Here is a 17,478-nt window from a genome sequence, read left to right on the forward strand (position 1 = left end):
AAGGGGTCAAGGCGCTTGATCAACGTTCCCCAGTGGGGTTCCCGCCACCTCGCAACATCCACGGCTCCTCTTCTAGAAGGAAGAGGCGGGCGGCACCATGATGTTGCCAGATGGACCCGATGAATCCGAAGGCTGCGAGTTCGCTTGATTGGATTGATTCGATCCGGTCGGAAACTGGTTCATCGCGTTTGGAGGAGGCACGTTGACGGGCACAGTAGATGGAAACGCACCGGCCATGGAGGGATTGGGGAACTGAAAAATCCAGTCACGATAGCTCTTCTTGCCGTCGAAGTGGCGAACGGGCAATGGGAACTCATGCTTCCGAATCGGCTCCGCAACGCTTCTGCTCCGAACCCCCATAATGCCGCCGTAAGGGCCCTTGAGATATTCCCACTCTCCATGGGTCATGGGATCTCGATAGGCCTTGCGGAGAAACGGCTTGGGTAATCGCGTTAACTCGACCAAGGACTGGGGATACACTTCCCCCTGGGTGACGCGGCCGGCCTTCATCGTAGCGGAATACAGCGCCAGAGCATTTTGGATTTCAATGCCCTTGGTCAGCAAATCCGCTTCCTGTTCACGTTGAATCATGCCTTTCCATTGCTTGGCCGCAGTGGTGGTCGCAATGCCGATCAGGACGATCGCAAACATGAGAAACAGATAGGTGATGCCGCGCTCATCGCCGAACAACCTTCCCACGCGATGGCTCCTAGGGCTCAGAGGCGGATTCTTCGGACAGCGGAACCGCATATTCGAGATGAGAATTTCGATCCTGCAACATGACGCTATCCGGCGTGATCAATTTCACGATCACGTGATTTTCAAGGATCTCTCCTTTGCCGGCGACATACACATCGTCATTCTTCGTCAACACGGCCAGGTCACGGGCCTTCTCACGATCTCCTCCTTCCTTCCGCACAAAGCCCAAATAATGAAATTGTGCCAACTCCGTCAGAATCACTTGTTGCTGTTGGGCGGTGTCCGGGACGGCGTCAGATGAAGGCCCTGCCGCCTCAGCCATGCCCGGCAAGGAGAAAATATTCCGGGGCATGACAAACGAGAGATTTCGCTGATCCCGCGAGGATGTCAACAGATCAAGTTGGACATGCAAGCCGCTGCCGTGATCGTTCCGTCCTTGCTGAGCAGAATGTCGGCCCGAGACGTTGGTGAGGGGCATACGAGGCGGCTCTTCCGTCGTTGACCATAACCACATGCCGATTCCTCCCCATACCGCCAGAAGAACCGCCAATAGACCCGCTTTCTTATGCCCGCCACTCATCGACATGCCAGGTTTCTTACTGTGATGATCCGATCAATGCTTCACTTACCTTAAGATACGTGGCGATCTTAATGTTAAACGTCAACATTTGATCCTGGTGTTCTGGTGCCTGCATCAAATCGACGTCCTCGATATAAACCAATTCCTCGGCGGTCTCGAGATCGTACAGAAACCGCCGAAGATCCTCATACTTGCCGGTCATTGTCCCTTGCAGAATGCCGCGGGTGATGTGGGAGACAGGCGTGGGCTCTGTCTTGTAGGAAAGAGCCGGAAGAGCCACGTGATTTCGCTTGGCCTCATCCGTGATGCCCAGCGCCAGCGGAGCGAAATCCCGTTCATCGGGAAGAGCCGTCCATACCTCCGCCAAGTCCTTTCTCGCCTGCCGTGCCTCCAGGTGGAACTGATGCGCTTTGCGGCCCTGCAACCATTCCCGTTCGAATCGAGCTAATTGCATGTCGGCCGATTCGACTCCAAAAGACATGCTCAGCCAGAGGAGTCCAAACAGTAATATGGTAAGCCCCACCCACGGCGCCAACGGCCCATACGGACTCTTGAGAACCTCGATCAGTCGATTCATGCGCCGGAGGCCTTCTCGCGGTTGTACTTTAATGAAAGATCGAACTCGACCAGCCCGTCCCCACCCACATGGTGCTGCCCAAGGACGGGATCCCGAAAGACAGGGTGGTCCTGGAGTTTCATCGTCAAGGCCGTAATGTCTTCAACCGTGATGGCCGCGCCTGTCAGATGGACCACCCTTCCCACAGAATCGAGCCGAACGCTCTTGATCGAGACGCGTTGAGGAATCGCCTCCTCGAGGCCGGATAGAAATTGGGTCCATGAAAAGTTTCGCTTGGCGAGCAATTCGTTGGCCAAACTCACCTCGGCCGGCAAAATGTTCAGACTGTGAGCCGACAGATCGATCCCTTCCTTCCGAGCGCCAGCCACAAGTTGGCGGTCCTGATCCCGGATTTGATCAAGACGCGTCTGCATCTCGCGCAGTTCTGCAAGTCGATTCATCGTGAGCGCGAGAGTCCATGCGATCCACAGACAGGCCAGAATACAGAGTGTGGCAAGTCCTGCCCGCACCGGTTTGACGTACCATCGGTAGCGGCTGGCAAGGTCGAGATGAAAATATTGCGTGCTGCTCGACCCAGGCAGAAATATCCTGCCTAATGCCACGACAGATGAATGCTTCAGCATACTCATCGTTTAGATCATCCCGGCCACTACTGGAAGGGCTTCCAGGGATGCCGTGCCGCCGCCGGTCTTCCATCCTAGCGAGTCGATATGATTCCAGGTCACACTTTCCACGGTCACGCCGAGTTCCCGGTTCAGTGCCGCCCCCCAATGCTGGCAGGAATCGGTTGCCATGAGGATGATTTCCTTTGCTTGCACCTGGGGGTGCTGCTCCTGACAAGCGAGAAACGACGCCGAGATTTCCCTCAATACTCTGTCCTCGACGTTGCCACCCGCCTGGGCCGAATGCACCGGATCTTCGGGAAGAAGCTTTGTCCGGACGAACACCGGCCGCCGGTCATGAAAGATGAAACACGTCAGCGCGCCATCGAGCACCGTAACCCATGCCAGATCATGGTGCAGCCTACGACGACCGCCCGCGGCTCGCAGCCAGAGGTTAAAGGAGCTGAAACTCGTCACACCCACTTCCCGCGGGACCAGGCCGGCCGCCTCGCATACCGCTTCGTATTGATGGAGGATGCTGTCTTGAATGACGACAACCAGGACGACGTGAGAATTGTCATCCGCCCCGGATGCTGGAAATACCTGCCAGACCAACTTGGTGCCGACAAGCGGAAGGCGCTGCTCCTGTCCGAGTCTCCACCGGATGAGGGCTTCGAGTTCCTCGCTCCTCGACGGCAAGTGATCCAGAGAGAGAACAATCGTTCGCACAGCCAAATCCGGCAACACCAGAGTGATTGCTTTGGGCAGCTCCGACATTCCGATTTTCTCCGTCAACCGGCTCCGGCTGCCGGAGCTCACCAGGGAACGAAGCCGTTCCTCCAGCACGGCATGATTGATCACATTGGGATCAATCGGCGACAGCTTGATCGAATCTGCCGGCAGGGGCGACGAATGGCATCGATAGCGATGCCTACCACGCCACGTGCGAATGTGCTCCCCCCACACCAATCCACGGCTCCCGACCTTCAGACAAAACCTCGGTTTACCGCCGAATCCGAGCACCTAGCTTTCCTCGTTGAACGTGACGCGATTGATCTCGCGTAAGGTGGAGGAGCCGTCTATTACCTTTCGCACGGCGGATTGCCGCAAGGTGATCATGCCCGACGTCACCGCTCGATAACGAATTTCGGACAGCGGCCGCTCAGCCAAAATCATTTCCTTGATCTCATCGGTCAAGTCCAAGAATTCGGTGATGCATTTTCTCCCACGGTAACCGGTCCCCAGGCATTCTTGACATCCCTTTCCCTGATAGAAGGGAAGGTCTTTGTATTCTTCATAGTCCAGTCCTGATTCCTGAGCGAGGGCTTGATCGAGCTTGACCGCCATCCGACAGGCCGAACACACGATTCGAATGAGCCGCTGCGCCAACACGCAGTTGAGCGCGGCCAAGAAGTTGTACGAATCGATCCCCATGGACGCAAAACGTCCGATCACGTCGAAGACGTTATTGGCATGGACGGTGGTCAGGACAAGATGCCCGGTTAACGCCGATTGGATGGCAATTTGAGCGGTTTCAGCATCGCGAATTTCGCCGACCATGATCTTGTCAGGATCATGACGCAGGATCGAGCGTAATCCCCTGGCAAAAGTGAGGCCTTTTTTCTCATTGACCGGGATTTGCACAACCCCCGGCAGCTGGTACTCGACGGGATCTTCGATCGTGATGAGCTTGTCCTCTTTCACGTTCATTTCAGTGATGGCCGCATACAAGGTGGTCGTCTTTCCGCTACCGGTCGGACCGGTCACCAGCACCATGCCGTACGGCCTCGTAATAGCGCGCCGGAATCGTTTGAGGTCTTCTTCGTTGAACCCCAATCGGTCCAGCCGCAGCGCAGACACGCCGGTCGTAATCGCCTCCCGATCCAGAATCCGGATAACCACCGATTCTCCGAAGACGCTGGGAAGGATCGAGACCCGAAAATCCACCGTCTTGCGCTCCAGCCTCATCCGAAAGCTGCCGTCCTGCGGCACGCGGCGCTCCGCGATATCGAGATCCGACATGACTTTGAGCCGCGAAACCAACGGCGCGTGCAATCGAATGTCGAGAGGTTCCATGGCCGGCACGAGAATCCCGTCGACACGAAATTTGACCTTCGTCGCGCGATCCGCGGCTTCGATATGGATGTCGCTCGCGCGCCGTTGCATCGCACTCAACATGATGGAGTCGAGAAGTTTGACGGCCGGGCTTTGGTCTTCCCCGCCCTGGTCGATCGTGAGGATTTCATCTCCCCGTTCGTCCTCCTTTACGAGAACGGACCGGTACTCCGCCTCCAGCTCGCGGAGCGCTTGGCTTGAACCTTCGCTGCGGTCCAACGCCAGGAGAATGGCATTGCGCGGGCTGACCACGAGATCCAATTCGCGGCCGAGCAGCAATTCCAGTTCATCGAGTGCAAGCAGGTTGTAGGGATCAGGGATGGCGACGACGAGCCGGCTCCCCTGTTCGGCGATGGGAACGAACGGATGGCGCTGCATCAGCTTGACCGACAGGGAACCATAGAACGACTGGTCCACACGGAAGTCCGTCAAGGGATCGAACGGAAGCCCGAACTGGAGCGCCAGCGCCCGTGCAAGCTGCTCCTCGGACAAGAGCCCCTCGCTCACCAGAGTTTGTCCGAGACCGGCCGACACCCCATGCAGCCGGTCGAGCGTCTGCTCGACTGTCTGCCTGGGCAGCAGCCCTTCGTTCACAAGCACGTCTGCCAACGTCGGTCTCCCGCCGCTCTTGGTCACCAATCCCTGTACACGACTCATTCGAATCCCCTCACGGTGAAGGAGGCTCCCCTTACACCGTTCCCGCCATCTGGAAGACCGGCAGATACATGACGATCACAATTCCGCCGACCAGCACTCCCATGACCAGTAGGAGGACCGGTTCGATCCAGGTGGTCAACTGGGTCAACCGAAGATCGAGATCTCCCTCATAGAATTCCGCGACATCATGAAGCATCGCCTCAAGCGCGCCAGTTTCTTCTCCGACCGAAAGCATCTCGATCGCCAGTTTCGGAAAGACACCGGGTCGGCCCAACGCGGCAGCCAAGGTGGTGCCTTCGCGAATGTCATCGACAGCTTCACCGATTCCCCCGGCAATGTATCGGTTGGAGACCGCCCCTTTGGTAATCTGTAACGCATCGACCAGGGGAGTCCCCCCGGCGAGGATCGTTCCCAACGTCCGCGCCAATTGGATCGTATGATGTTTCACGAAAATCTGCCCTAGAAGAGGCGCCCGCAGCAGCATTCGATCCGCCGCTAGGTGACCAGGCGGCGTCGCATAATAGGCCCGTCCGGCCAATAGCACGGCCGCGAGCGATACCGCCGTCGGGATCAGATACGCGTGTGCCGCCGTGACGAGATCGATCAATGCCTGCGTCGCGACCGGCAAGGTCTTGGCCGATTCACTATAGACGGAGATGAATGTGGGCATGACATACGCCAATAAGAATCCGACGACCCCGACGCCGACGAGAATCAGAAACCCAGGATAGGCAAGAGCTTTTGCCACCTTCTGGCGAAGTCCGAGCATCAACTTCAAATAGGTGATGAAACGCTGCAATACGTCCCCCACGTTTCCCGATTGCTCGCCAGCCTTGAAGGTGGCGATATAGAGCTCGGAGAAATATGCGGGATGTTTGGCAAGCGCCTCGGAAACGGAAGCGCCGCCGCGAATATCCTGCCTCACCATCCGGAGTACCTGTTGAAACCCCGAATGGCGCGCCCGTTCGATCAAGAGATCCCACACGCGGAGCACAGGCAATCCGGCCTTCACTAATGCCAGCAACTCCTGATTGAAGATGAGGAACTCTCCGAGAGGCAGTCCACGGAACGGCGAAAGACTGAGAGTGGAACCGCCGACCGCTCCGCCACGGCGTTGAAGTTTGAAAACGAGATACCCCTGTCCTTCAAGTTTGGCGCGGACGAGTTGCTCCTCCTCGCCTTCGACTTGACCGTCCAAGGTCGATCCATCCGGGCGAGCGATTCTGTACGAAAAGACCGGCATGGCTCGATTCACAGACCAGGTTGAGGTCTATCCGTCTTAGGGAATCGACTCCGGAACTCCTGGGACAGATGCTCGTCCCCTCCGACCTTCCGGAAGCCGGAGCGCCTGACCGATTTCGATGGCGTTGCCCGAAAGCTGATTGATCTCGCGCAGCTGGTGCAATGAGACATGATGCCTCTTGGCCAGACTCCACAATGTGTCTCCGTATTTCACGAAGACGGTGCGAGGTGCAGGCTCGCCATAAGAAAAATCCCTATCGCTTGCCATGTCGTCATAGTCCACCGACGTACCCATCAATGCCGCAGGCGTGGCGACCATGGCTGTCTTTTGCGCCTTACGACCGGATCCTTCTCGAAAGGCCGGCAGGACATCCTGAATCCCGTCTTTGGACATGCCGGACTTGGACAGATGTTTTTGCAGCCGCTTTAACTGGCTGTGCAATTGAAGGCTGCTGCGAGAGAGTCGCTCCCGTTCTGCCCGGGCTGTCATCAGTTCTTCGCGCTGGAGTTCGATCACTTGTTTGGCTTCGGCGACGCGACGTTCCGCCTCCCGGACCCGGCCTTCGAGCTGAGCACGAGCCACCTGCGCATCCGCCAGTTCCTGCCGCCGCACGTCCAACTCGGCCCTTAACTCCGTGATCGTGCGTTGCGTATCTCTGACCTGGGTCTTGAGCGTGTCGATGCTCAACTGGAGGTCGACTACCTCTGGTTCTGCCATCGGTTCCAGTTCTCCGCAGGCAGCGTTCGACAAAGCCACAAGAAACAGAACGACACCCGCGCCGAGCCGAACCAGGCGCTCGCATGCACAGATCTTACGGCCGATGAGCTTCATCCCCGTTACCATCGATTGTACGGAACTCCGTTCGTCCCGACGAAGTCGGACCCTGAAAAGACGTCGATGACGCCTTCTTCGACACCCCCGGTGATCTCCTGCCACGTGGTTTCGGAATTGGTGAACGGATCCTTGGGAACGGTCCGCAGGTAACCGGTACCGACCAATATCTGCAGGGAAGCTGGAAATTTTCCCTGATCCGCACGATGTTGATCGAGGACGTCACGCAATGTGAAAAGATCCTGTCGCAGCGCGGCTTCTCGGGCCTTGATTAAAGAGGCTTGGTATGTTGGTATCGCCATCGTCGCCAATATCCCGACGATTGAAACGACGATCAACAACTCGATCAACGTAAAACCGTTCGGCATCCGCACCGTACGGTTACCAATCGCGATATTTGGTTCCATCAAGCGCGACGTCATCGCTTTTCGTCATTACATCGTAGATGTCTTCACCGCACCAACTCGACGCGTCAGGCGCATCCTTGTAGCAACGGAATCGCCAGTCCGCCTTTCCGGTCAACGGATCGATGGGAAGACTCCTCAAGTAACGCCGGATCGTCGAGCCTCGGACCGTCGCTTCCTCACCGGTGAGAGTCACTCCGAGCAACACGTTCAGGGATTTTGGATAGCCATAGAGGCTGCTGACCTCCTTACAGGTCAGCTTGTTCTTAAGACACACGGGGCCGACCAGCACATCGCCATCCCGATTCCATTCCAGCTTGAACGTATCGATGGCCGCCCGGACGATCCGCAGGTGCTGTCGCAACTCTACTTCGTGCGCTCGTTTGGTCGACAGGCGGCTCAACGGAAGCGCCACGGACGCGAGGATCATCACGATCGTCAGCGTCACCATCAATTCCAGAAGCGTGACGCCGGACTGTTTCACCGCACCCTCACGATCCCCCTTCCGTCGAAGGACGGTGGAGAGGATCCTCCCGGCGTATCCTTGAGCGATACGCTCACGGGGGATACGCCCGGGGCCTTCGCCACAAACGTCGCGGTCACGGTTCGTCCGCCGCCGGACGCCCGCGGCGCGTTCGAGGCAATCGTAAATTCGACCGGGGCGTCCTCCTCCAAACCGGTTCCCGATTCAGACGGGGTCCGGTCGGCCGGCACCACATCGCCGTAGGCCAGCGACTTGAGCTGCAAGACTTTCGAATCGAACCGGAGTTGGAACAGTCCGTCGGCGGAAGTGCGTAGCCGCTCATCGTTGAATGACAGCTTGAATTCCTTGCCCACCGATACGACGGAACTCTCGGGTTTGATCGAGACGATTTGCCCGACCGTGGCCATGCGGGCCAGGGAAGCAACCGCGGTCTTGCCTTGCCCATTTGTTTTCGCAATACCGCCGGCCGGCACGCCCATCACCCCTGAATTCAAGAGCTTGGCACCGGAAATGGTCTTCCCCTGCGGCGTGAACAACGGGTTCGTCGCATAGGTGGAGTCGGTTCCCGACCAAAAGGTTTGTTTACTCGGAACGGGCGGCGTCATTGACTGCACGATATGCGGCGTCAGCGTCAGAATCACTTCCGTGGTCACCCGCTGCGTCTTGAATGAACTGATGAGGTTGCCGATAAACGGGAGATCTCCCAGCCAGGGAACCGTGACCTTCGTGCGGCGATCCTCCTCCTGAAGCAAGCCGCCCAGGACAATGGTTTCCCCATCCTTGACGCTCAGCATCGTTTCGGCCGACCGATTGCCGAATTTAAACTGCGTGATCGGAGGATTAGCCTGCAATACCACCTGCTCTCCCAATCGAACCACTTCGATCTTCATCTTCAAGGAGAGTTCATTGGCGAGATGGATCATCGGTTCGACCGTCAGCTTGACGCCGGTATCCCGGAACTCGATGGAGGTCACCGTAGAGGTCGTTGGAACTGCTCCGGTCGATGCCTGACCTGGCAATACATTGGTGGTAGAAAGAAGGATCGGCTGCTTGTCGCCAATGTTGATTTCCGCTTTCTTATTATTGACGACGCGAACTTTCGGCGAGGCCAACGTTTTTGCGTCCGTCACCTGTTTGAAAAAATCCAATTGTACATTGGTAGGCAGCTTGAAAAGATAGTTTCCCTTCCCGAGGCTCGTCAATTGCTGCAGCGTAAATTGTTGCGCCAAATCGCCGGCGATGACCCCGGCAAATCCCGGCGGGACAATGGCCGCCGCAGCATTTTTAGGATACGTCAGGCCATACGTCTGATCGGTAGTCCGATCGACCTCCAGTACTTCGACTTCGAATAGCACCTCGGAATCCAGGCGGTCATTGGCCACGATGATCTTTTCGGCCATTTCGATCTTTTCCGGCTGATCCCGTATGACGATGGTGTTCAACTGCTCGTTGGCATGCATGCGCTTGGAATCCAGCATGCTCTTCAACAAGACCACCATATCCTTGGCCTTCGCGGTCGACAGATAAAACGTTCGCACCATGAGGTCTTGATACTGTTCTTGCTTCTGCTTGGTATTCGGGCTAATGATCATGACTCCGGGCGATACCACGCGAGAGAACAGACTATTGCTGTTCAGAATCAGGTTCATTGCATCGTCAAACGGCGTGTCCTGAATCGCAATGGTCACGGGATCGTTGCGGACGTCTTTGTCGAAAATCAGATTCATTCCACCTGCCTTACCGATCCCTTCCAATACTTCCTTTAGCCCGGCGTTACGAAACCGAAGCGTAATTGGTTGCTTGCGGCGATCCTCCCGGGTCATCGCCTGCTGCTCCTCCGTGAGTTTGGCGATGCTCTCCAGCGGATCGGGATACGAAGGGTCCAGCTCGGCAGCCTTGGAGTAGCTTTCCATCGCCTCGTCCATTCGCCCGAGCTGCGCGAGACGATCGGCCTCTTTGTATTGCTGCCGTGACTCCTTGAGTCGATTGGCTTCTGAGAACCCCGACTGATGTTCGACATTCGTCGGTTCGATCGTCAGCGCCCGTTTGAACTGTTCAGCCGCCAAGTCGAACCGATGCTCCTTGAGGTACGCACGTCCTTTATCTCCATATTGCGCGGCCGAGCGATTCCTGGCCATCGCATACTTTTCCAGAAGACTCTGATTGAACGGATCATCCTTGAGGGCTTGACGATATGCCAGACTGGCTTCTTCCCACTGTCCCGCGGCAAGCTGCTGGTCGCCACGCTTGAGATCCGATGACGTGAAATAGGCGCAGCCAGCCAATGATATGATTGCCCCAGAGGCGACAACCCTCATGGATGGACATGCACGGAAAATGGTCATGACAATGGAATCTTTCATAGCGTGAGAGAGAACGACCGTCGCGTGGACAATCTTCGTGAATAATTGGAAAGGGGCGATGCCAATCGAAGTCTAGCTCACCTCCACGCTATTGTGGAGGAAAAGAGACTTTCCGACAGCCTCGACTGCGGCTGGCAATGATTTGTCAGGGAATGCGGAGGCAGGCGGCAATACGATGCGGCGAGAACTTTTTCACAAACGCCAATACTTGATGGATGCAGGAAGTTTCGCACGATCAAGCACGCACTTCACATCGATCACCACTCCATCACGCTGACTTCCGAGCGGCGACAGCAGCTTCTGCGTATCCATATCTGCATAGGCTCGATGGGCGACGGCGAGAACGATGCCGTCCACGTCCTTGAGTTGTTCCCACTTGCTCAAATGAATACCGTACTCCTCCACTGCTTCTTCAGATTCAGCGATAGGATCATGGACCAGAACCTGCACACCATACTCTTTAAGCTCATGAATGATATCGGGAACCTTGCTGTTCCTGAGGTCGGGCACGTTTTCCTTGAACGTCAGACCCAAAACAGCCACTTTCAGATCGTTGACGGGGCGATTAAGCTGACTCAACCGCTTCATTGTTTGCTCGGCGACAAACTTGCCCATTCCATTGTTGATACGTCGCCCGGATAGGATTACCTGAGGATGATAGCCGACGGATTCGGCTTTGCTGGTTAGGTAGTACGGATCCACACCAATACAATGGCCGCCTACCAACCCGGGTGAAAACTTGAGAAAGTTCCATTTTGTTCCAGCCGCTTCCAAGACCGATTTCGTGTCGATACCGAGCCGATGAAAAATGAGAGCCAATTCGTTCATGAGAGCAATGTTCAGATCCCGCTGCGTATTCTCAATCACTTTGGCTGCCTCGGCCACCTTGATGCTCGATGCCCGATGGATTCCGGCTTTCACGACCAAGCCATACGTATTGGCGACTATCTCCAACGATTCCGCATCCTGGGCCGAAACTACTTTGACGATCTTCTCCAGCGTATGTTCCTTATCGCCGGGATTGATCCGTTCGGGCGAATAACCGAGCTTGAAATCCACACCGCATTTCATTCCGGAAGTCTTTTCCAAGATAGGCTGGCAGACTTCCTCTGTGGCTCCGGGGTAGACGGTTGATTCGAAGACCACGATCGAGCCCGCCGAGAGATTCGCACCGATCAACTCCGATGACTTGCATAGCGCTGTGAGATCGGGCTGCAATGCCTCATTAATGGGTGTTGGGACCGCGACAATAATGAAATCGGCCGCCTTCAAATCCGCAGGTTCTGACGTAAACTGGATGCGTGCACTTTTGAGGTCCGTCTCAGAGACCTCGCCGGTGCGATCGAACCCTTTGCGCAGCTCATTGATCTTTACTTTATTGATGTCAAAACCGACAACGTCGCCGCGCTTGCCAAACGCCACGGCGATTGGAAGTCCGACGTAGCCGAGCCCGACAACGGCCACTTTCCTCGCATGCACTGTCTGACTACCCATGTGTTCCTCCTTACAGGATTTTCACAGAATGGCAGAACCTCAGGTTTACGTCAATGAACTCAAGGGAATCCCACCTCGTCGGTGCGCAAGTTTGACTGGCAAGACATACAGCGGTGTTCAATTTCTACGCTTTTGTACACGAGCAACCTCGAACTCTTTGTGCAGCTTGATAGCATTTGTGCCCAAGGCTTGAATCACTGCCTGTCGAGCAAAAAATTCACAAGTGATTGATTCCCGTTACAGCCACCCAAACAAGCCTCAAACCGTCACCGCAAGAACTGGAAAGGCACTGCTCTTGCTTTGACCTTCGTCCCCTGGTTGCCCGACAGGTGGAGGACTCCAAGGACGTACGTGTCGGCACAACCTCACTGCGGATCGCCCTCACTCCAGTGAGACACAGATTTATACGGAGGCCTCACCATGTCCCATCCGCTGGCATCCTCCTCGGCAGCTCCAGCCAAGACGAGTCCATTCACGGTAACCTTGGCGACGCTCATGAAGATTTCCCTATGGGGAATTTCTCTAACCCTGACTGTGCCGACCGCTGCCCTTGCTCAGAGCCCACTACTGACCGCAACCCAGGTTCAAGAGTCTAAAAATACGGCTAGCAAGGCGACAGGACGAACCCATCGATTGATCAGAAAACCGATTGCGACTGTCTCACCGACCAAGAAGCCGGCTGCTCTCATACCTGCTCAGCAAACATCTCAAAGTTCGGCTTCCGGCCCCCAATCGGTTTCCATTTCATCCCAAGCCGATACCACTTCCGGACTCTCTACAAAAGTTCTCACGTTAACTCCCAAAATTAACTCTTCTGCACCGGCCATTTCTTCATCTATCATCACATCCGGTCCTTTGCCGATTGCCGCAGCAACATCCCAATCGAACAAGACGACAGTCGCTCCAAAGAATAATTCCACTCCATTGGCTGCCCCGATTACAGGGCTATCCAGCTCAGAGAACAAACGCGGCCGCAGTCTTCAACAGATCGTGGCAAACTCACCCAACCTTGCTCAGCTTGTCTCACCCCCTGTTATAACAGCTGCCGCACCTCCGTCCTCTCCCCCAGTTACCCCACCGTCAACCCCGGCGCCGGTGCCCCCGGCCATCGGTGTGAGCCCCCTGAGCCTGGCGTTTACCGCGCAACAGGGCAGCAGCAATCCCGCGAGCCAAACCGTCACGATCAGCAATACCGGCGGTGGGACGCTCACCTGGTCGGCTAGTGACAGCACCGCCTGGTTGGCGCTCAGCCCCGCCTCGGGCAGCGGCAATGGCGCCCTGACCCTGACCGCCAGCACCGGCAGCCTCACCACGGGGAGCTACAGCGGCAGCGTCACCGTCAGTGCCACCGGCGCTACCCCCGTCACCATTCCCGTGAGCTTCACCGTCACCCCGGCGCCGGTGCCCCCAGCCATCGGTGTGAGCCCCCTGAGTCTGGCGTTTACCGCGCAACAGGGCAGCAGCAATCCCGCGAGCCAAACCGTCACGATCAGCAATACCGGCGGTGGGACGCTCACCTGGTCGGCCAGTGACAGCGCCGCCTGGTTGGCGCTCAGCCCCGCCTCGGGCAGCGGCAATGGCGCCCTGACCCTGACCGCCAGCACCGGCAGCCTCACCACGGGGAGCTACAGCGGCAGCGTCACCGTCAGTGCCACCGGCGCTACCCCCGTCACCATTCCCGTGAGCTTCACCGTCACCCCGGCGCCGGTGCCCCCAGCCATCGGTGTGAGCCCCCTGAGTCTGGCGTTTACCGCGCAACAGGGCAGCAGCAATCCCGCGAGCCAAACCGTCACGATCAGCAACAAGGGTGGAGGTTCACTAAGCTGGAGCGTCAGTCATGACGCCACGTGGTTATCGCACACTCCGAACACAGGCACTGAAACTGGCACGGTGACCATAGGCGTAAATACCGGAACCCTGACAGCTGGCACCTATAGTGGCCAGGTTACACTCTGGCCCACAGGCGGTTCGTCTGTCACTGTCCCCATATCGTTCACCGTCACAGCCCCGCCTTCCCAACCTACGATCAGTTTCAGTCCTTCAAATTTAGGATTTAGTGGAACGGTCGGAAGTTCAAATCCAGCGTCCAAGACTATCGTAGTAACGAACAGCGGAACCGGCACGCTGACATGGACTGCTACAGATAATGCCAACTGGCTAACAGTGTCACAATCTGGGAGTTCGTTAATAGCCGCTGTGAATACATCAGGCCTTGCAGCCGGAGACTACAGCGGGATGATCACGATCACTGCATCCGGCGCGACCAATACACCACGCACTGTGCCGGTCACACTTACGCTCACAGCCCCACCATCAACGACCGGGTCGGCCACCCTGAGTTGGCAGCCCAATACTGAATCGGATCTGGCCGGATACAAGATCTATCGGGCGACTTCCTCGGGTGGATATGGCTCACCGATCGCGACACTTCAAGGAAATACTACGCAATACGTATCAAGTGGCCTGCAACAAGGAACGACCTATTTCTTTGTTGTGACCGCGTACGACAGAGATGGCAACGAAAGTGCTTTTTCAGCCGAAGTTAGCAAAAGCATCTATTAGTTTACATGTACTTAACATGTGATAGCGGCAACCGAACGTATCGCAGAATAACTCGCACGGCCTGTCAACCGTAAGAATTCAGTTGATTGGTCCACTGCGCTATGAGAAAAGAAGCGCCGCATGAATGTTTCTGGATATCGGTACATATAACTCAAAACTCGAACAGATAAAAATTATGTGGAATCATGTACAGAGATACAGATTACACAGATCCCATCAACACCCAATAAATCGCACACTATTTCTGCAACTATTTGTTTTGTAGTATTAATCTCCACTGCCAGCTGGCATAATTCGACGGGAAATACTGGGCATCACTCTTGCTGAAGTCCGGCTCCTGGTCAGCGGAATCAAATTTTGTGGTGTCCGGAATACGTTGCGCGCATGAACTCGAGAGTTCAGATGAAATGCACTAGAGATCTGGCGCTGTGACTGTAAATAAGGGGTAGGCTATGCGTATGGGGGGCAGGAGACTCGGGTTTGTATTCAATGTGGGTTTCTTGGCGGGATGGTTGCTGTTCTGTGCTGGTCAGGCCCAAGCAGCGGTCTTTTTTGACGACAGTTTTGAGGGAGCAACTCCAGAAGCCTCAGGCTGGGGTTATGCTCAAGGCTGGTGCTACTACAATGCCCCAAGAGCCAATCCCTGTCCGGAGATCGACCTTTCCACCGATGTCGCCTATGCCGGATCGAAATCGCTCAAAGGAACATACAAAGCCGAATGGAGCGATCCAAATCCACAAACGCACGACCAGGCGATTTCCCGGAAATTCACGCCTACAACCGACCTCTATGTCCGCTATTACTATCGAACCAGTAAGTTCACCTATACGGCTGCGTCTGGAACCAAACATCTTTATTATAAGAACTCACCCAATACGTCACCCACCTTTGTATCCATAAATTGGTTCGGTTCACGAGAATTAGGGTTTGCAGCACAAGTCATCGCCGAGATATGTCCGACTAGTGGAAGCGGACCCTATAGTTCCTGCAATTATTATCCTAACGTCGCGAGCGTTCCATTAAATGACAATGTATGGTACTGCATTGAAGAACATATCAAGATGAACACACCAGGCGTGGATGACGGTGCCCTCGAGATATGGGTGAATGGGGTGAGGACCCTGGGATATTACAGCGAGCGTTTTCGCGGATCCCAAGTGAGCGGCCCAAGCGGTAATTCTTCCAACACCTATATTGATATTCTCCAGATCTACAAACAAAATGGGGACGGGCTGATGTATTACGATCAATTTGCCGTGGGAAATACGCGAATTGGGTGCACCGCCGGATCCAGTCCCCAAGACAGCACACCACCTGCTAGCCCTACAGGTCTTATCCTGAGATAATCGACAGCCTTTCAAGCCACATCTGTTATCCCCATGCTAAAGCTACAGGCCTAACGTTCTTCATGCTGACGTTGGATCCATTTCGAGACAACTCTTAACCAGGGCAGACCGCTTTGACGGTCTGAATGACCTAACGTTGGGTGACGAACTCATTCAGGGCAGGTGCCCGAGTTAGCTATGTGGACGGTTGTAATTATGATCCAGCCGCCACGCTTCGATGATGGCCTGCTGTAAGCTCCCCGTCACCTGAGACACGCCGAGAGGAGAACTTTCTGGCAGAATAGCCACCTTAGCCAGGAGGTTCCCATGCGGCAGTCGAAGTTCACCGACACCCAAATCGTCTCCATTCTGAAAGAGGCCGATGCCGGTCGCCCGGTCAATGAGATCTGGCGGCAGTACGGCATCAGTTCCGCCACCTACTACAAGTGGAAAGCCAAGTACGGCGGGCTCGAGGCCTCCGACGTGAAGCGGTTGAAGGAATTGGAGCACGAGAACAACCGGCTGAAGCGGATGTATGCCGATCTCTCCCTTGAGCATGCGGCACTGAAGGATGTCATCGCAAAAAAGCTCTAAGGCCTGCTGAACGACGGGAGCTGGTCACCCATCTCGTGACGGTGACGGGCTTACCAATTCAGCGGGCCTGTCGCGCGATGGGCTTGGGCCGGGCCACGTACTATCGGCCGGTTGTGGACTGGGCCCGGCGGGATGCGCCCGTCATCGCGGCCCTCACGACCCTCGTCGCGGCCAAGAGTCGCTGGGGCTTCTGGAAGTGTTATGCCCGGCTGCGACTCGATGGGCAACCCTGGAATCACAAACGGCTCTGGCGCGTGTATTGCCAGCTCCGGCTGAACCTGCCGCGGCGGACCAAGAAGCGGCTCCCGATGCGGCTGCGCCAACCGCTCGTCGTCCTCCCACAGCCCAATGCCGTGTGGGCGGTGGATTTCATGAGCGACACGCTCTACGGCGGCCGCCGGTTTCGCACCGTGAACGTGTTGGATGAAGGGGTGCGGGAAGCCTTGGCGATCGAGATTGATACGTCGCTCCCGGCCGAACGTGTGATCCGGGTGTTGGAGCAAGTCGTCGCCTGGCGCGGACGGCCGCAGGCCCTGCGGCTCGACAATGGCCCCGAACTGATTGCCGACCGCTTTCTGACGTGGTGCGCGGAGCGAGGGATCGAGTTGCGCTATATCCCGCCCGGGAAACCGGATCAGAATGCGTTCATCGAACGGTTCAATCGCACCTAGCGGACGGAAGTCCTGAATGCCTATGTGTTCGAATCGCTGGAGCAGGTGCGCGAGATCAGTGCCAAGTGGTTACAGAGTTACAACGAGGAGCGGCCCCACGACGCGTTGGCGGGCCTGCCGCCGGCCATCTATCGGGCTCAACTTGAACGCGGAAGTTCTCCCTTGACCGTGTCTCGTTGACCGGGGAGCTTACAGTCTCATCCTGGGCTTCGCTCTTCCGATACCATGCCGCCCGACTGAATTCTGCTAACAGACAGGCCCGCAGGCCACTGACCTG

Annotated in this window: 15 protein-coding genes and 1 pseudogene; 3 read left to right on the plus strand and 13 right to left on the minus strand. The window is 56.3% G+C overall.

Going from position 1 to position 17,478, the window contains the following annotated elements; translation table 11 throughout:
* Positions 1-72 precede the first annotated feature (72 nt).
* The 13 genes from NSJP_RS18285 to NSJP_RS19415 form a co-directional block, all read right to left on the minus strand.
* The gene (locus NSJP_RS18285; RefSeq protein WP_080888302.1) at positions 73-699 is read right to left on the minus strand and encodes a type II secretion system protein; all 627 of its coding nucleotides are present in this window, start codon (positions 697-699) and stop codon (positions 73-75) included.
* A 10-nt stretch (positions 700-709) separates the two neighbouring features.
* Positions 710-1,285: a hypothetical protein gene (locus NSJP_RS18290; RefSeq protein WP_155970458.1), complete on the minus strand. Its 576-nt coding sequence runs from the start codon at positions 1,283-1,285 to the stop codon at positions 710-712.
* Positions 1,286-1,295: 10 nt separating this feature from the next.
* Positions 1,296-1,856, minus strand: coding sequence for a type 4a pilus biogenesis protein PilO (gene pilO / locus NSJP_RS18295; RefSeq protein WP_080888304.1), 561 nt, complete (start codon positions 1,854-1,856; stop codon positions 1,296-1,298).
* A complete protein-coding gene (locus NSJP_RS18300; RefSeq protein ID WP_080888305.1) occupies positions 1,853-2,485 on the minus strand; it encodes a PilN domain-containing protein in 633 nt (210 codons plus the stop codon). The genes pilO and NSJP_RS18300 overlap by 4 nt, the downstream gene beginning before the upstream one ends.
* Before the next feature lie 3 nt (positions 2,486-2,488).
* Positions 2,489-3,481, minus strand: coding sequence for a type IV pilus biogenesis protein PilM (locus NSJP_RS18305; protein WP_080888306.1), 993 nt, complete (start codon positions 3,479-3,481; stop codon positions 2,489-2,491).
* Positions 3,482-5,230: a GspE/PulE family protein gene (locus NSJP_RS18310; RefSeq protein ID WP_080888307.1), complete on the minus strand. Its 1,749-nt coding sequence runs from the start codon at positions 5,228-5,230 to the stop codon at positions 3,482-3,484. It abuts the gene before it with no gap.
* A gap of 31 nt (positions 5,231-5,261) precedes the next feature.
* Positions 5,262-6,473, minus strand: coding sequence for a type II secretion system F family protein (locus NSJP_RS18315; protein WP_080888308.1), 1,212 nt, complete (start codon positions 6,471-6,473; stop codon positions 5,262-5,264).
* A gap of 36 nt (positions 6,474-6,509) precedes the next feature.
* Positions 6,510-7,190 (minus strand): LysM peptidoglycan-binding domain-containing protein, encoded by a 681-nt coding sequence (locus tag NSJP_RS18320; RefSeq protein WP_172834456.1) that lies wholly within the window; start codon positions 7,188-7,190, stop codon positions 6,510-6,512.
* 119 nt (positions 7,191-7,309) lie between these two features.
* Complete coding sequence (locus tag NSJP_RS19900) at positions 7,310-7,711, minus strand: prepilin-type N-terminal cleavage/methylation domain-containing protein (protein ID WP_080888310.1); 402 nt, start codon at positions 7,709-7,711, stop codon at positions 7,310-7,312.
* Positions 7,686-8,192, minus strand: coding sequence for a type II secretion system protein (locus NSJP_RS18330; RefSeq protein ID WP_080888311.1), 507 nt, complete (start codon positions 8,190-8,192; stop codon positions 7,686-7,688). Before NSJP_RS18330 ends, NSJP_RS19900 begins: the two co-directional genes overlap by 26 nt.
* A complete protein-coding gene (locus NSJP_RS18335) occupies positions 8,189-10,510 on the minus strand; it encodes a tetratricopeptide repeat protein (RefSeq protein ID WP_172834457.1) in 2,322 nt (773 codons plus the stop codon). The genes NSJP_RS18330 and NSJP_RS18335 overlap by 4 nt, the downstream gene beginning before the upstream one ends.
* A gap of 237 nt (positions 10,511-10,747) precedes the next feature.
* On the minus strand, positions 10,748-12,049 hold the full coding sequence (locus NSJP_RS18340; RefSeq protein WP_080888313.1) for a nucleotide sugar dehydrogenase: 1,302 nt from the start codon (positions 12,047-12,049) through the stop codon (positions 10,748-10,750).
* A 707-nt stretch (positions 12,050-12,756) separates the two neighbouring features.
* Positions 12,757-12,969 carry a hypothetical protein gene (locus NSJP_RS19415; protein WP_155970467.1) on the minus strand — a complete coding sequence of 71 codons (213 nt, stop codon included), beginning with the start codon at positions 12,967-12,969 and terminating at the stop codon, positions 12,757-12,759.
* Between the two features lie 193 nt (positions 12,970-13,162).
* Here NSJP_RS19415 and NSJP_RS18345 point away from each other — a divergent pair, with 193 nt between their 5' ends.
* The 3 genes and pseudogenes from NSJP_RS18345 (at position 13,163) to NSJP_RS18350 (ending at position 17,381) form a co-directional block, all read left to right on the plus strand.
* Entirely contained in the window at positions 13,163-14,611 is a 1,449-nt protein-coding gene (locus NSJP_RS18345) for a BACON domain-containing protein (protein ID WP_155970469.1), read from the plus strand.
* A gap of 500 nt (positions 14,612-15,111) precedes the next feature.
* Complete coding sequence (locus NSJP_RS19420; protein WP_231989433.1) at positions 15,112-15,957, plus strand: hypothetical protein; 846 nt, start codon at positions 15,112-15,114, stop codon at positions 15,955-15,957.
* A 306-nt stretch (positions 15,958-16,263) separates the two neighbouring features.
* A pseudogene (locus tag NSJP_RS18350) lies at positions 16,264-17,381 on the plus strand (IS3 family transposase).
* The last annotated feature ends 97 nt before the right edge of the window (positions 17,382-17,478 follow it).

This window comes from Nitrospira japonica, from assembly GCF_900169565.1.
GTDB lineage: Bacteria > Nitrospirota > Nitrospiria > Nitrospirales > Nitrospiraceae > Nitrospira_C > Nitrospira_C japonica_A.

Bases quoted from the DNA above. Each gene is read 5' to 3' on its own strand.
- NSJP_RS18290 (WP_155970458.1), bottom strand. From the start codon at position 1,285: ATGTCGATGAGTGGCGGGCATAAGAAAGCGGGTCTATTGGCGGTTCTT.
- pilO (WP_080888304.1), bottom strand. From the start codon at position 1,856: ATGAATCGACTGATCGAGGTTCTCAAGAGTCCGTATGGGCCGTTGGCG.
- NSJP_RS18300 (WP_080888305.1), bottom strand. From the start codon at position 2,485: ATGAGTATGCTGAAGCATTCATCTGTCGTGGCATTAGGCAGGATATTT.
- NSJP_RS18310 (WP_080888307.1), bottom strand. From the start codon at position 5,230: ATGAGTCGTGTACAGGGATTGGTGACCAAGAGCGGCGGGAGACCGACG.
- NSJP_RS18315 (WP_080888308.1), bottom strand. From the start codon at position 6,473: ATGCCGGTCTTTTCGTACAGAATCGCTCGCCCGGATGGATCGACCTTG.
- NSJP_RS18320 (WP_172834456.1), bottom strand. From the start codon at position 7,190: ATGGCAGAACCAGAGGTAGTCGACCTCCAGTTGAGCATCGACACGCTC.
- NSJP_RS19900 (WP_080888310.1), bottom strand. From the start codon at position 7,711: ATGGAACCAAATATCGCGATTGGTAACCGTACGGTGCGGATGCCGAAC.
- NSJP_RS18335 (WP_172834457.1), bottom strand. From the start codon at position 10,510: ATGAGGGTTGTCGCCTCTGGGGCAATCATATCATTGGCTGGCTGCGCC.
- NSJP_RS18340 (WP_080888313.1), bottom strand. From the start codon at position 12,049: ATGGGTAGTCAGACAGTGCATGCGAGGAAAGTGGCCGTTGTCGGGCTC.